This is a genomic window from Nocardiopsis ansamitocini, from assembly GCF_030268225.1.
In the GTDB taxonomy this organism is placed as follows: domain Bacteria; phylum Actinomycetota; class Actinomycetes; order Streptosporangiales; family Streptosporangiaceae; genus Nocardiopsis_D; species Nocardiopsis_D ansamitocini.
This window is the reverse complement of sequence record NZ_BSQG01000005.1, coordinates 262,545-279,121: the sequence shown is the minus strand read 5'-3', so window position 1 is coordinate 279,121 and position 16,577 is coordinate 262,545. Positions and strand designations below refer to the sequence as shown.

Genomic DNA, 16,577 nt, shown 5'->3' with positions numbered 1-16,577 from the left:
TGATGGCACTGCCCACGATCGAGCCCTACCCGCTCCCCGGCGCGGGGGACCTGCCCGAAAACCGGGCCGGATGGACCCTCGACCCGCGGCGCGCACTGCTCGTCGTGCACGACATGCAGCGTTACTTCCTGCGCCCCTACCCCGAGGCCCAGCCGCTCCACGGCGCCCTGGCCAACATCCGTGCGCTGAGCGCGGACTGCCGCGCCGCCGGGGTCCCGGTCGTCTACACCGCAAAACCCGGCGGCATGAGTGCGGGCGAGCGCGGGCTGGAGCAGCACTTCTGGGGGGCCGGGATGAGGGCGGTCGCCGAGCACACCGACATCGACGAGCGTCTTGCCCGCGAGCCGCAGGACGTACTGCTCACCAAATGGCGCTACAGCGCGTTCGTGCAGACCGACCTTGCCCAGCGCATGGAACAGGCCGGACGCGACCAGATCATCCTGACCGGCGTCTACGCCCACATCGGCTGCCTGTTGACGGCTGCCGACGCGTTCATGCGCGACATCCAGGTGTTCTTCGTCGCCGATGCGATGGCGGACTTCACCGCAGAGGACCACCGATTCGCGGTCGGCTACGCGGCCCGCCGTTGCGCCGTCGCGGTGCTCGCCGACCAGGCACGCACCGCACTGGGCGCCGACCTGGCCAGCACCCCGGCCAGAGCCTGACCGGCCCACTCGCGCCACACCACTAGTGAAGGGCAACGACATGTCAACGCTTGAGCAGGAGACCGTGGTCCACGACCTGGTCGGGGTCGGGTTCGGCCCCTCCAACCTCGGCCTGGCCATCGCACTGGACGAGCGCGCCACGCAGGAACGATCGCTCAGCGGAGTATTCCTGGAGCGTCAGGCCGCCTTCGGATGGCATCGGGGAATGCTGCTGGACGACGCCACCATGCAGGTCTCCTTCCTCAAGGACCTGGTCACCACCCGCAACCCCGCCAGCGACTTCAGTTTCCTGGCGTTTTTGCACCAGGCCGACCGCCTGCACGACTTCATCAACCACAAGACCCTGTTCCCGCTGCGCGCCGAGTTCCACGACTACCTCGCCTGGGCAGCTGCCAGGGTCGCCGGCCAGGTCCGTTACGGCCACGAGGTGACCGGCCTGCGGCCGGTGCGCTCCGAGGGCAGGGTCACCTGCCTCGACGTCATCGCCCGGGACCAGGCGGGCCGGGAGAGCACGCTGCGGACCCGAAACGTCGTCTTCGGCCCCGGCCTGACCCCCCGCCTGCCCACGGGCGTCACCCCGTCCACGCGGGTATGGCACAACGAGTACCTGCTGCACGAACTCGCCGCGCTGCCCGAGGACGCCGCCCCTCGGTCGTTCGCGGTCGTGGGTGCAGGCCAGAGCGCCGCCGAGGTCGTGGACCACCTGCACCAGCGTTTCCCCGCGGCCGAGGTCAACGCGGTGTTCTCCCGCTACGGCTACAGCCCCTCCGACGACAGCCCCTTTGCCAACCGGATCTTCGACCCCGAGGCCGTGGACGCCTTCTTCGAGGCCCCCACCGAGGTCAAGGCCGAACTGATGGGCTACCACCGCAACACCAACTACTCGGTGGTCGACCCCGACCTCATCGACACGCTCTACCGCCGGGTCTACGCCGAAAAGGTCCACGGCGTCCAACGCCTGCGGATGCACAACACCTCGCGGGTCGCGGGCCTCGTCGAAGGGCCCGACAACGTCACCCTGACCGTCGAGCACCTGCCCACCGGCAAGCAGACGCCTCTGATCGCGGACTACGTCGTCTACGCCACCGGCTACCACCCCGCCGACCCCCGCCCCCTCCTGGGCGACCTGGCCGCGCACTGCGCCACCACACCCGAGGGGCGACCGGCCGTCCAACGGGACTACCGGCTGGTCACCAGCGACGACATCACCTGCGGTATCTACCTCCAGGGCGGTACCGAGCACACCCACGGGGTCTCCTCCTCCCTGTTGTCCAACGTGGCCACCAGAGTTGCCGAGATCCTCGACTCCATCCAGACCAGAAGCGGCGCTTCCGCGCGCGGCTGACCACCCCCTCCAGGAGAGCGAGCACCATGTCCGAACCGACCGGCACCACCCCCGGACTCACCGCCCGACAGGTCCGCGCCGACGTCGAACGGGTCCTCGGACCCGACAGCGCCGGCCTCGCCGGCGACGAGGACCTCCTCGACCACGGCATGGATTCCATCCGGCTGATGAGCCTGGTCGAGACCTGGCGTGCGGCAGGGGTGGAGACCGACTTCATCACCCTGGCCGAGGAGCCGACCCTGGACGCCTGGTCGGCGCTGTTGTCCCGCAGCTGAGCAACGGCCGCCACCCACCGCGGCGGCCCCGCCAGCCGTTCGTCCCACCCCGCAACCGAGGAGCCCCCTGCCGATGGCCGACCACTCCGCATCCCGCCTCCCGCTCACCGCGGCCCAGGCCGGCGTCTGGTACGCCCAGCAGGTCGACGTCACCAACCCCGTCTACAACGTCGGGCAGTACGTCGACATCCCGGCGGCCCTCGATCCCCGGCTGCTGGCGGCCGCCCTGCGTAAGGCGGTCGCCGAGGCCGAGGCGCTGAGAACCCGCTTCGCCGACGCGGACGGCCATCCCCTGCAAGAGGTCCTCGACGACTGGGACCCCCTGTTGGACGTGCGCGACCTGCGGACGCAGGCCGACCCCGAGGCCACGGCACTGGAATGGATGCGCCAGGACATGGCGGTGCCCGCCGATCTCGCGGCGGGGCCGCCGCACGCCCACGCCCTGCTCCTCCTAAGCGAGCACCGCTGCCTGTGGTACCAGCGCTACCACCACGTCGTCGCCGACGCCTTCACCGTCACGCAGGTCGCCCGCCGGGTCGCGGAGGTCTACACCGCCCTGGCCGAGGGAAGCGAGCCCCGGGCAGCGCGCACCGGAGCACTGGCCGACGTCATCGCCGCCGAGCACGCGTACACCGGTTCCGCCGCTGCCGCCGCGGACCGTACCTACTGGGGGGAGCTGCTGTCCGGTCGGGCCGAACCCGCCCTGCTCAGCGATGCCCCGCCCGCGCCGCCCCGCACCACCGTCCGCGCCGACGGCGGGCTCGGCCCCGATGCCCTCGCCGGGATCGACCGACTCGCCGCCGAGACCGGAGGGACGTGGGCCGAGACGGTCATCGCGGCCTTCGGTCTCTACACCCATCGTCGTACGGGGCGTCGTGACGTGGTGGTGGGGGTGCCGGTGATGGGGCGTCTGGGGTCGGTGGCGCTGCGCACCCCCGCCATGGTCGTCAACGTGTTGCCACTGTGCCTGGACCTCGCCCCCGCCACCGCTATCGGCGAGGCCCTGGCCCACACCCTCGACCGGCTGCGGGGGGTGCGTGGGCATCAGCGGTACCGGGCGGAGGAGGTGCGGCGTGATCTGGGGCTGGTGGGTCGTGCGACGGGTCTGTACGGTCCGATGGTCAATATCAAGGCGTTCGACTATGCGTTGTCCTTTGCCGGGGCGGGGGCACTCACGCACACGCTTTCGGAGGGCCCGGTCGACGACCTCTCGCTGTCGGTCTACCGCGGCACCGACGGTGCCCTGCGCTTCGAACTCAACGCCAACGCCGCACGCTACTGTGCGGCCGACGCCGCACAGCGCCTGGCCGAATTCGTCCGACTGCTCACCGACCTGTCCCGGGCACGCACCACCGATCCCGTGGCCCGCCTGGGCCTCCTCACCGACGGCGAGCGCCACCGGCTCCTGACCGGCCTCAACGCCACCGACCGTGCCGTGCCCGACCGGCCACTGCCCGATCTGTTGGCGGAGGCCGCCGCACGTACTCCCGACGCCCCCGCTCTGATCACCGCAGACGCCGTTGTCACCCACAGGCGACTCGACGCCCGCGCCGACCGGCTGGCCCACGTCCTCCACCAGCACGGTGCGGCTCCCGGCCGGGTCGTGGCAGTGGCGCTGGAGCGCACCGCCGACCTCGTCGCCACCCTCCTTGCCGTGCTCAAGACCGGGGCCGCCTACCTGCCCCTCGACCCCGGTTTCCCCGCGGACCGGCTCGCCCACATGCTCGCCGACTCCGGCGCGGTCCTCCTGGTGACCACCACCGACCTCGCCCCCGCCCTCCCCGACACGGCCGAACGGGTGGTCCTGGACGCGCCCGACACCCTGACCGCGGTGGCCGCGGCCCCGGGGCGCCCCTTCGACCGAGCCGGGGCCGGCTCGGGCACGTCGGCCATCGACAGCGCCGCCTACGTCCTCTACACCTCCGGTTCCACCGGCCGCCCCAAGGGGGTGGTCGTCTCCCACCGCGGCCTCGTCAACTTCCTCGTCGACATGGCCGCCCGGTTCCCGCTCGCACCCGAGGACCGGATGCTGGCGGTCACCACGGTGGGCTTCGACATCTTCGCCCTGGAGCTATACCTGCCGCTGTTGCACGGCGCGGCCGTGGTCCTGGCCACCCGTGACACGGTGCGCGACCCCGCGGCGTTGGCGGCCCTGTGCGCCTCCAGCGGGGCCACCGTCATGCAGGCCACCCCCACCCTGTGGCAGGCCCTGGCCGACGAGAACGCCGATGTCCTGAGAGGGCTGCGCATCCTGGTGGGCGGCGAAGCACTGCCCCCCGCCCTGGCCCGCCGACTGGCCGCCCACGGTCCCACCACCAACCTCTACGGTCCGACCGAGACCACGGTGTGGTCCACGGCAGCAGCCGTGGAGAGCGGGGAGGTGAGCATCGGGCGGCCCATCGCCAACACCCGGGTCTACGTGCTCGACGGTGCCCTGCACCCGGTGGGGGAGGGCACCCCCGGCGACCTCTACATCGCCGGAGCCGGTCTCGCCCACGGCTACCTGGGCCGGTTCTCCCTCACCGCCGAGCGGTTCGTCGCCGATCCGTACGGGGGGCCGGGGGAGCGGATGTATCGCACCGGTGACCTGGCGAGCTGGCGGGCCGACGGGTCACTGGACTTTCTGGGGCGCAGCGATCACCAGGTCAAGATCCGCGGTTTCCGGATCGAGTTGGGCGAGATCGAGGCGGCCCTCACCGAACATCCCGACGTCGCCCAGGCCGTCGTCGTGGCCCGGGAGGACACCCCGGGGCGTACCGTCCTCGTCGGGTACCTGGTCCCTGTCGGACGGGAGCCCGACCCGGCGGAACTGCGCACCCACCTGGCCGGTCGGCTGCCCGACTCCATGCTTCCCGCAGCGCTGGTGACGTTGGACGCCCTGCCACTGACCGCCAACCGCAAGATCGACCGTGCCGCACTGCCCGAACCCGGGCCCGTCGCCGGTCCCAGCGGACGTGCACCGCGCGGCGCGGGGGAGCGGACGCTGCTCGCTGTCTTCGGTGACCTTCTCGGCGGCGACGCCGTAGGTGTCGACGACGACTTCTTCGCGCTGGGCGGCGACAGCATCCTGGCCATCCAGGCCGTGAACCGGGCGCGCACCGCCGGAATCGCCCTGACCATGGCGCAGGTCTTCGAGCACCGGACCGTTGCGGCCCTCGCGCGCGTCGCCACGGCCGCCCCGGCCCCCGTATCGGCGGTGTCCCTCCGACCCGACGCCGACATCGAGCGTCTGATCCGGGCGGACCGGGCCGGGCTCGACCCCGATGGCCCGACCGGCATCGACCACGTCCTGCCCCTCACCCCCCTCCAGGAGGGGTTGTTCTTCCAGAGCCGCTACTTTGCCGGACACGATCCCTACGTCGTACGCACCCAAGTGGACCTGGACGGTGAACTGGATACCGCGCGGTTGCGCGCTGCGCTGGCCGCACTGGCCAACCGCCACCCCGCCCTGCGCACGGGCTTCTGGCAGGACGGTGACGCCTCGCCCGTTCAGTTCGCGGCCGTCGGCATCCACGCGCCGCTCACCGAGGTCGACCTGGGTGAGCTGTCCGACGACGAGCGCGCACGTGCCCTCACCGATCTCGCCGAGCACGATCTCGCCGAGCCCTTCGACCTGACCAGGCCCCCGTTGTGGCGCGTCACGCTGATCCGGCTGGGACCGGGACACCAGCGCATCGCCGTCACCCACCACCACATCCTGCTCGACGGCTGGTCCATCCCTCTCTACCTGCGCGATCTCCTCCACCTCTACGCCACCGGCGCGTCGGGAACCGCGCCGGCCGGGCCTGGCCCGATACGTGCCCACCTGGAGTGGCTCGCCGGGCGCGACAACCGGTCGGCCGATGAGGCATGGGCCGCGGAACTGCGCGGACTGTCCGCCCCGACCCTCGTGGCGCCCGAAGCACCGACCGCAGTCCCGGGGCCGACCGCAACCGCCCTACTGGAACTGCCGGGCGCGACCACCGACGCCCTCGACGCCACCGCCCGACGCCTCGGCACCACCCCCAACACGCTCGTCCAGGCAGGGTGGGGGCTGCTGCTCGGCGCCCTCACCGACAGTCCCGACGTCGTGTTCGGTGCCACCGTCGCCGGACGATCCGCCGACGTCGCCGACGCCGAGACCGCGATCGGGATGTTCATCAACACCATCGCCGTCCGCGTGCAGGCCCGCCCGGGCGACCGCGTGAGCGACGTGCTCGGCGACCTGCGCGCCCGCCAGACCGCGCTGTTGGAGCACCAGCACCGCGGCCTGGCCGACATTCAACGCGCCGCAGGTCTGGGCCCCCTCTTCGACACCCTCCTGGTCTTCGAGAACTTCCCCTTGCGTGCACGCGTGGCGGACGGGGAGCACGGCGGGCTGACCGTCACCGACACCACCGTCACCGACGCCACCCACTACCCGTTGGCGCTGAGCGTGTTCCCCGGCGCACGCCTCGGGCTGCGGCTGGTTCACCGCACCGACGCCTTCGACGCGCGGGAGGCCGCCCTGATCCTCGACCGCCTCGCGGCGGTCCTCACCCAAGTCGCGACCGATCCCGGGGTCCGGGTCCGCGACATCGACCCGCGCTCCCCCCACGAGCGCGCGCACCCGCCCGCGGCCCCCGCCCCCGAAACCGTCGACCTCACCGACCGCGTCGCCGAGTACGCCCGGCTCGACCCGGGCGCTCCCGCCGTCGTCGCCGCCGACGCCGTCCTGGACTACGCCGAACTCGACGCCGCCGCCAACCGGACCGCGCGCCTGCTCGCCGCCCGGGGTGCGGGGCCCGAATCGGTCACGGGCGTGGCCCTGCCCCGTTCCTCGGTGCTGGTGCCGACCCTGCTGGGGATACTGCGTGCCGGAGGCGCCTACCTGCCGCTCGACCCCGCACAACCCGCCGGGCGCATCACCGGGATGCTGTCCGACGCCCGGGCGCGCCTACTCGTCACCACCACCGAGCTCGCTGCCGCCTTGCCCGACGACGTCGCGACGATCATCCTGGACGCCCCCGAAACCGCCGCTGAACTGCGCTCGCTCTCCCCGAAGCCGCTGACTGGCGGCGAACAGGCCCTGCGCGACCCGGCCGCGACCGCCTACGCCATCTTCACCTCGGGCTCAACCGGTCGGCCCAAGGGCGTGGTGGTGTCCCGCGGCGCGATGGACGCCTTCCTGGCCTCCGTCGGGGAAGCGGTGCCATTGGGGCGGGGCGAGCGGATGCTGGCCGTGACCACGCTCGTCTTCGACATCTCCGTCCTGGAACTGTTCCTGCCCCTGCTGCACGGCGCGACCGTGGTTCTCGCCGACCGCGACACGGTGCTGGACCCCGCGGCGTTGGCGGCCCTGCGCGCCTTTAGCGGCGCCGACGTCATGCAGGGCACCCCCACGCTGTGGCGAGCGCTGTTGAGCGAGGCACCACAGATCCTCCCCGGGCTGAGGCTGCTCACCGGCGGCGAGAGCCTGCCCGCCGATCTGGCCACCGGCCTCGCCGCGGCGGGTGCCCGGGTGACCAACCTCTACGGCCCCACCGAAGCCACCGTCTGGGCATCGGCCGAGCAGGTCACCGACCCCGCCGATCCCACCATCGGCCGTCCCCTTCCCGGCTACCGGTTCCACGTACTCGACCACGCACTGCGCCCCGTGCCGCCGGGAACGGTGGGCGACCTCTTCATCGGCGGCCCGTTCACCGCCCGCGGTTACGCCGGGCGCCCCGACCTCACCAGCGCGGCCTTCGTCGCCGACCCCTTCGGTCCGCCCGGCACCCGGCTCTACCGGACCGGGGACCGTGCCCGGGTGCGCGCCGACGGCCGCACCGACTTCCTGGGCCGCACCGACCACCAGGTCAAGATTCGCGGGCACCGCATCGAACTCGGCGAGATCGAGTCGGTCCTGGCCCGCCAGCCGGGGGTGACCGCTGCGGCAGCCGCCGCGCACGCCAGCGCGGCCGGCGTCACCCAGTTGACCGGTTATGCCGTGGTGGGCACCGGTGAACGCCCCGATCCCGCCGTACTGCTGGGGGCACTGGCCCGGCTGCTTCCCGACTACATGGTCCCCTCAGCGTTGGTGTTCCTCGACGCGCTACCGCTGACCTCGAGCAACAAGGTCGACCGCGCGGCGCTTCCCGCGCCCGACGCCGCCGCCCCCGTCCAGCGCACGGCCCCCCGCAACCGGGCCGAGCAGGTCCTCGCAACCGCCGTCGGGCGACTGCTGGCCGGTACCGAACCCGGGACGGACGACGACTTCTTCGCCTTGGGCGGCGACAGCATCACCGCCATGAAACTGGTGGGCCGGGCCCGGTCGGCAGGGCTGGAACTCACCGTGCGCGAGGTGTTCGAGCTGCGCACGGTCGCCGCACTGGCCCGCGCGGCCCGCACGGCCGCAACCGCCCCTTCGGCCACCGTCCTCGACGTGCCCCTCACCGACGCCCAGCGGCGCGCCGTGACGACCGCGGCCGGCCCGGCCGGCGTCGACCAGATCTGGCCCACCACCCCACTACAGGCGGGTTTCGTCTTCCACGCCCTGCACGGCGGAGCCGACGACACCTACGTCTACCAGGCCGTTCTTGAACTGGCCGGTGACATCGACCCCGAGCGGCTGCACCGGGCCGCCGACGCTCTGCTACAGCGCTACCCCAACCTGCGCGCCGGGTTCGCCCACGAGGGCCTTGACGAACCGGTGCAGTTCGTCGTCGAGGGCGCGCGGCTGCCCTGGCGGTCCGACACCGCGGACCCGGCCGGTGACCCCGAGGCGTTGGTGGCCGGCGTCGCCCGCGCCGAACGCGCGGCCGGCTTCGACCTGGCGCGACCGCCGCTGCTGCGCATGGCTCTGGTGCGGATGTCCGCGCACGCCTCCCGGTTGGTCCTGACCCACCACCACGCCGTCCTGGACGGATGGTCGATGCCCCTGCTCCTGCGCGACCTGCTCGCCCAGTACGCCGGGTACCCCCTCGACCCGGCACCGGCCTACCGCGACCACCTCGCCTGGCTGGCCGACCAGGACCCCTCCGTCGCGGAGGACGCCTGGCGCAGCGCCCTGAGCGGGCTCGACGGCCCCACCCTGGTCGCCCCCAACGGTGACGCCGACACCGGGCCGGCCGTGCGCGCCCGCCTGGAGCTCTCCCCGGAACTCACCGGGCGCCTCGCCGACCTGGTGCGCCGACTGGAGATCACCACGGGCACGCTGCTGCGCGCCGTGTGGGCCCTGGTGCTGGGCACGCTCGCCGACCGCACCGACGTGGTCTTCGGCGAGACCGTGTCGGGGCGCCCGGCCGCGCTGCCCGGTGTCGAGGAGATGGTCGGACTGTTCGTCAACACCGTGCCGGCACGGGTCCGACTGAACCCGGGGGAGAGCGCAGCCGCACTGCTGCGTCGGGTCCACGCCGAGCACGCCGCGCTGCTGGACCACCAGCACGCCGGGCTCCCACAGGTGCAGCGCGCTGCGGGCCTGGGCACCCTCTTCGACACGCTCCTGGTCGTGGAGAACCACCCCGACGACCAGGAGCTGCGCGGTCGGGACTTCGCCGGTGCGGTGCTGAGCGCGGTGTCCTTCGACGACGCCACCCACTACCCCCTCACCCTTACCGCCTACCCTCGCCGGCGCCTGCTGCTGCACCTGGACCACCGCATCGGCGTGCTCCCCGAGGCGACGGCCCGCGAACTGGTCGACCGGATCGCCGGCCTGCTGGAACAGATCGCGGCCGACCCCGACCAGCCGGTGAACCGCCTCGCCCTGGTCACCGGCGCCGAAAGAACGACGCTTGCGCCCGCCCCGCTCGCCACCGCCCCCCGGGACGCGGCCGACGTCTTCGCGGACACCGTCGCCCGGTGGCCGGACCGTCGCGCACTGGTCCACCCCGCCGGCGTGCTCACCTTCGCCGAGCTCGACGCGGCCGCCGAGCGCCTGGCCCGCCTGCTGCGCACCCGTGGAGTGGCGCCGGGCGACCGGATCGCGCTGGCGGTGCCCCGCTCGGTCCGCCTGCCCGTGGCGATCCTGGCCGCCCTCAAGGTCGGCGCCGCCTACCTGGTCCTCGACGCCGACCACCCGCCCGCGCGACTGGCGACGCTCCTCGCCGACCTCGCACCCGTCGCCGTCCTGCGCGCCGCCGGCTTCGACACCGAGTTGCCGGAGAAGAGCCCGGTCATCGACCTCGACGCCTCCGACCGCGTCGATGCTCCCGGCCCACCCCCGGCCGATCCTCCCCGGACGCCCGACGCCCCCGCCTACCTCGTCTCCACCTCGGGCTCCACCGGAACCCCCAAGGGCGTGGTCGTGCCGCGCCGGGCCCTGGCCAACCTGCTCGACCACCACCGCACCGGTTTGTTCGGCTCCGCGCGGGAGCCGCTGCGCGTCGCCCACACCGTGTCCTTCACCTTCGACGCCTCCTGGGACGCCTTCCTGGCGCTGTTCCTGGGACACGAACTCCACCTGCTGGACCAGGACCACTACCTTGACCCGCCGCGCCTGGCCCGCTACGTCACCGAACACGCCATCGACTACCTGGACTTCACCCCGACGTTCTGGCAGCGGCTCCTGGACGCGGGCCACGACTTCACCATGCCGCGGATCGCGGTGGTGGGGGGTGAGGCGTTCCCCGCATCGCTGTGGACGCGGATGCGGGCCCTGCCCGACACCCGGGTGCTCAATCTCTACGGCCCCACCGAGAGCACCGTGGACGCCCTCGTCGGGGACGTCGCCGACACTCCCGCGCCCACTGCGGGGCATCCACTGCCCGGCACCGCCCGCTACGTGCTCGACGCCTGGCTGCGACCGGTACCGCCAGGTGTGGCCGGCGAGCTCTACCTCTCCGGAGCCCACCTGGCACTGGGGTACCTCAACCGCCCCGGCGGAACCGCCGAGCGATTCGTCGCCGACCCCTTCGCCGCACCGGGAGCACGCATGTACCGCACCGGCGACCGCGCCCGGCTGCGCGCCGACGGCCGGGTCGAGATCCTGGGCCGCGCCGACGGCCAGGTCAAGATCCGCGGCCTGCGCGTGGAACCCGGAGAGGTCGAGGCCGCACTGGCGGAACTGCGGGGGGTCGCACGGTGCGCGGTCGTGGCACGTTCGGACGGTCCCGCGGGGCCGCGCCTGGTCGGCTACGCCGTCCCCGGCCCCGACACCGCCCTCGACCCCGATGCGCTCGGCGCCGAACTCGCCCGGGTCCTGCCAACGCACCTCGTCCCCTCGGCCCTGGTCGTCATGGACGACCTGCCGCTGATGGTCAGCGGCAAGCTCGACGTGTCCGCGCTGCCCGCGCCCCAGACCCCGGGCAGGGGGACGGGGCGGGGGGCAGCCGACACCGTCGAAGCAGCGTTGGCCGCCGCGTTCGCCGAGGTGCTCGGCCTCCCCGAGGTGACCGTCGACGACGACTTCTTCGCCCTCGGCGGTGACAGCATCGTCTCCATCCAATTGGTGGGTCGTGTGCGCGGATTGGGACTGGCCCTCTCCACCCGCGACGTCTTCGAGCATCCGACGGTCGCCGGACTCGCCGGCGTCGCGGTCCCCCTCGACGACACCGAATCCCCCCGGGCGGCAGATCCCGAGGCCGGCCTGGGCCGCCTGCCGTGGACCCCGATCATGCGCGACCTGTTCGAGCGCGGCGGTCCGGTGCGCCGGTACAACCAGACCCAGTTGGTGCGCCTGCCGGCCCCCACCGACCACAGGGCGCTCTCCACGGCCCTCCAGGCGTTGTTGGACCACCACGACGCGCTTCGCCTGATCGTCGACCCGGCCGACCCCGACGTCGGCGCACTGGTCCCGCCCCCCGGCACGGTACGCGCGGAGGAGGTCCTGCGCGAGGCGGACCTGTCCGGTCTGGACGGCGACGCCCTCCGGCACCGAACCGCCCACGAGGCCCACGCCGCGGCCGACCGCCTCGACCCCGCCGCGGGTCGGGTCGTGGCCGCCGTACGCTTGGACGCGGGCCCCGACCGACCCGGCCGGCTCCTGCTGGTCGTGCACCACCTCGCCGTTGACGGCGTCTCCTGGCGCATCCTGCTGCCCGACCTGGGCCGGGCCTATACGGCGGCGCTGGCCGGGCGGGACCCCGCCCCCCAACCCACGGGGACCCCCCTGCGCCGTTGGGCCGAAGACCTCGTCGAGCACGCCCGCGGCGCCCACCGCGCCGGTGAACTCGACCTGTGGCGTGCGACCCTGGCCGCGCCCGCACCGTTCACCGCACGCCTGGACCCCGCCGGCGATACGGTCGCCACCGCGGCCACCCGCACCTACACCCTGTCCGCCGACCTCACCGACACCGTTCTGAGCGTCGTCGCACCCGCCTTCGGAGCGGGCGCCGACGACGTGCTCCTGAGCGCCCTCGCGCTGGCACTCGCCCGATGGCGCGCCCCGGGCGTCCCCGCAGGGGCCTGGCGGGTAGACATCGAGGGCCACGGTCGCGAGGACGTCATCGGCGGTGCCGAGCTGTCGCGCACGGTCGGCTGGTTCACCACCGTCTACCCCGTGGCACTGGACCTGGGCGGTCTGGACGCCGAGGACGCCGTCGCGGGCGGCCCGGCCGCGGGCGTCGCCGTCAAACGCGTCAAAGAGGCACTGCGCCGCGTCCCCGACCACGGAATCGGGTTCGGCCTGCTGCGCCACCTCGCCCCCGACACCGCGGCCGAGCTCGCCCGCCTGGACACCCCCGGTCTGCTGTTCAACTACCTGGGCCGCTTCCCGGTGGGCACGGACGCTCCATGGCAGCGCGTCCCCGAAGCGGCCGAACTGCCCGACACCGCCGACCCGGACCAGCCGCTCAGCCACCCCGTCGAGGTCAACGCGGTCGTCCACGAGGAGGACGGCGCCGTGCGCCTGGTGGCATCCTGGCGGTGGGCGCCCCGGCTGGTCAGTGAACAGCAGGTCGACGACCTGGCCGAAGGATGGTTCGCGGCATTGCGCGGTATCGCCGCCCACGCGGCCGGCACCGGTGCGGGCGGGGCCACCCCCTCGGACCTGTCACTGGTCTCCCTGGACCAGGACGAGATCGACGACATCGAAGCCCTGTTGCGTGACCTGTGATCCCCTTCGTCAGCGCCCCACCCACCGAGAGCAGGAGACCATGAACTCCCCCGACAGTGTCCGCCTGGCACTGACCGGCGCCCAACTGGGCGTGTGGTACGCGCTGCGCGTCGATCCGGGGACGGCCGCCTACAACGTCGGCCAGTACGCCCGGATCACCGGCCCCCTGGATCTCGCCGTCTTCGAAGAGGCCGTGCGTGCGGTCATCGACGAGACCGATGCGCTGCGCACCGGTCTGGGCGTCGAGGGCGACGTCCCCCACCAGATCATCCGGCCCCGACTGGACTGGTCGCTGCCGGTGGTGGACCTGCGCGGCCACACCGACCCCCGCACCGTCGCATACGGGCTCATGCATCGCGACATGGCCACCGCCGTCGACCCGCTGAGCGGACCGCTGTTCGACTACACCGTCTACCGCCTCGCCGACGACCAGCACCTGTGGTACCAGCGGGCCCACCACATCATTCTCGACGCCTACGGGATCACCACCCTGGCCCGCCGCGTCGCCGAGGTGCACACCGCACTGGCGGCCGGACGTGTGCCGCCCCGCCGCTTCGGGACCCTGGCCGACGTCGTCGGGGCCGAGACCGCCTACCGCGCCGGCCCCCAGTACCTCGCCGACCGTGCGTTCTGGACGAAGACCCTGGCCGACCGGCCCGAACCCGCACTGCTCAGCACCGCCCCTCCCGCACCCGCACGGGGCTGCCGAAGACACGTCCTCGACCTGCCGGAGGGCATGGCCGGCGCACTCGACGCGCTGGGCGGGCGCAGCGGGGCGACCTGGGCCGAGGCCGTGGTCGCCGGTGTCGCCGCCTACACCCATCGTCGTACGGGGCGTCGTGACGTGGTGGTGGGGGTGCCGGTGATGGGGCGTCTGGGGTCGGTGGCGCTGCGCACCCCCGCCATGGTCGTCAACATCCTGCCCCTGCGATTGGACATCGGTCCGGCCACCGGCGTTCACGCCCTGGTCGCCGCGACCCGGGACGGCCTGCGGGGGGTGCGTGGGCATCAGCGGTACCGGGCGGAGGAGGTGCGGCGTGATCTGGGGCTGGTGGGTCGTGCGACGGGTCTGTACGGTCCGATGGTCAATATCAAGGCGTTCGACTATGCGTTGTCCTTTGCCGGGGCGGGGGCACTCACGCACACGCTTTCGGAGGGGCCGGTCGACGACCTCTCGCTGTCAGTGCGCCGAACCGGCGACACCCTCCAGGTCCACGCCAACGCCAACGCCGCACGCTACCCCGAAGCCGACCTCGCCGAGCGCGCCGCAGAGCTCACCGAGTTCCTCACCGGATTCACCGCGCCCACCCCTCCCTCGGCCGACCGGCCGGTGGGCCGGCCGTACCTGCTGCCCCCAACACGCCGTGCGACCGTGCAATCCTTCGGTGCGCCCGCGGTCAGCGGTCCGGTCGGACCCTCCTCGTTTCACCGCATGGAGGTCGCCGCACGCAATGCTCCCGACCACGTCGCCGTTGTCAGCGACAAGGGGAAATGTTCCTACCGCGACCTCGACGCGCGCGCCGACCGCTTGGCGCGGCTTCTCCTGCGGCGCGGTGCGGCCCCCGAACGCGTCGTGGCAGTGGCGCTGGAGCGCAGCGTCGACCTCGTCGCCGCCCTCCTGGCGGTGCGCAAGACCGGGGCCGCCTACCTGCCCCTCGACCCCGGTTTCCCCGCGGACCGGCTCGCCCACATGCTCGCCGACTCCGGCGCGGTCCTCCTGGTGACCACCACCGACCTCGCCCCCGCCCTCCCCGACACGGCCGAACGGGTGGTCCTGGACGCGCCCGACACCCTGACCGCCCTCGCCGCACTCCCCGACACCCCCCTCGCTTCCGAGGAGCGTGTCGGTCCCCGCCGCGCCGACGAACTGGCCTACCTGCTCTACACCTCCGGTTCCACCGGACGCCCCAAGGGGGTGGCGGTGCCCGACGACGCCCTGGCCAACTTCCTCGCCGACATGGCCGCCCGGTTCCCGCTCACGCCCGAGGACCGGATGCTGGCGGTCACCACGGTGGGCTTCGACATCTTCGCCCTGGAGCTCTACCTGCCGCTCATGGCCGGAGCAACCCTGGTGCTGGCCGGCAAGGAGACGGTGCGCGACCCCGCGGCGTTGGCGGCCCTGTGCGCCTCCAGCGGGGCCACCGTCATGCAGGCCACCCCCACCCTGTGGCGGGCGCTGCTGGCCCACGCCCCGACGGCGGCGAGCGGGCTGCGCGCCCTCGTGGGGGGCGAGGCGCTTCCCCCCGACCTGGCCGAGGACCTCGCGCATGGAACACGCGGCGCGGTGAACCTCTACGGTCCGACCGAGACCACGGTGTGGTCCACCGCCGACCGTGTGACGGGACGCCGGGTGGGTATCGGGCGGCCCATCGCCAACACCCGGGTCTACGTGCTCGACGGTGCCCTGCACCCGGTGGGGGAGGGCACCCCCGGCGACCTCTACATCGCGGGGATCGGACTGGCCAGGGGATATGTCGGTCGTCCCGATCTGTCGGCCGAGCGGTTCGTCGCCGATCCGTACGGGGGGCCGGGGGAGCGGATGTATCGCACCGGTGACCTGGCGAGCTGGCGGGCCGACGGGTCACTGGACTTTCTGGGGCGCAGCGATCACCAGGTCAAGATCCGCGGTTTCCGGATCGAGTTGGGCGAGATCGAGGCGGCCCTCACCGAACATCCCGACGTCGCCCAGGCCGTCGTCGTGGCCCGGGAGGACGCGACCGGACGCCCCCGGCTGCTGGGCTACGCAGTAGCGCACACCGGCACAGCCCCCGACCCGGTCCGACTGCGCCAGGACCTGGCACGGACACTGCCGGAATACATGGTGCCCGCAGCGATCACGCTCCTCGACCGGTTCCCGCTCACGGCCAACCGCAAGGTCGACCGCGCGGCACTGCCCGAACCCGACCTGGCCGTGTTCAGCGGACGGCACCGCCCCCGCACCGCCGTGGAGACGACGCTGTGTGCCGCCTTCGCCGACGTCCTGGGACTGCCCGACGCCGGCGTCGACACCGACTTCTTCGCCCTGGGCGGCGACAGCATCCTGGCCATCCAGCTCGGCAACCGGCTGCGCGCCCGCGGTCTGGCCATCACCGTCCAGGACGTGTTCGCCCACAAGACCCCGGACGCGCTGGCCCGCGCCGCACGTCCGCTCGCAGAGGAACCGGCGGATACCCCGGCCGGGCCCGCCGCCATGTCCCTGGTGTCGCTGGAGGACGACGACCTCGGCGCGTTGGAGGCACTACTGCGCGATGAGCAGTGACGCCCGGGCAGTCCACCGACAACGAACCAAGTATGAGGAGGCA

5 protein-coding genes are annotated in these 16,577 nt (G+C 73.1%); all 5 read left to right on the top strand.

Going from position 1 to position 16,577, the window contains the following annotated elements:
* The first annotated feature begins 2 nt into the window (after positions 1–2).
* Complete coding sequence (locus QSJ59_RS16120) at positions 3–665, top strand: isochorismatase family protein (protein ID WP_285760385.1); 663 nt, start codon at positions 3–5, stop codon at positions 663–665.
* 40 nt (positions 666–705) lie between these two features.
* Positions 706–2,010: a lysine N(6)-hydroxylase/L-ornithine N(5)-oxygenase family protein gene (locus tag QSJ59_RS16115; RefSeq protein ID WP_285760384.1), complete on the top strand. Its 1,305-nt coding sequence runs from the start codon at positions 706–708 to the stop codon at positions 2,008–2,010.
* 26 nt (positions 2,011–2,036) lie between these two features.
* Complete coding sequence (locus QSJ59_RS16110; RefSeq protein WP_285760383.1) at positions 2,037–2,285, top strand: phosphopantetheine-binding protein; 249 nt, start codon at positions 2,037–2,039, stop codon at positions 2,283–2,285.
* Between the two features lie 73 nt (positions 2,286–2,358).
* Entirely contained in the window at positions 2,359–13,275 is a 10,917-nt protein-coding gene (locus tag QSJ59_RS16105; RefSeq protein ID WP_285760382.1) for a non-ribosomal peptide synthetase, read from the top strand.
* Between the two features lie 40 nt (positions 13,276–13,315).
* On the top strand, positions 13,316–16,534 hold the full coding sequence (locus QSJ59_RS16100; protein ID WP_285760381.1) for an amino acid adenylation domain-containing protein: 3,219 nt from the start codon (positions 13,316–13,318) through the stop codon (positions 16,532–16,534).
* Positions 16,535–16,577: the final 43 nt, after the last annotated feature.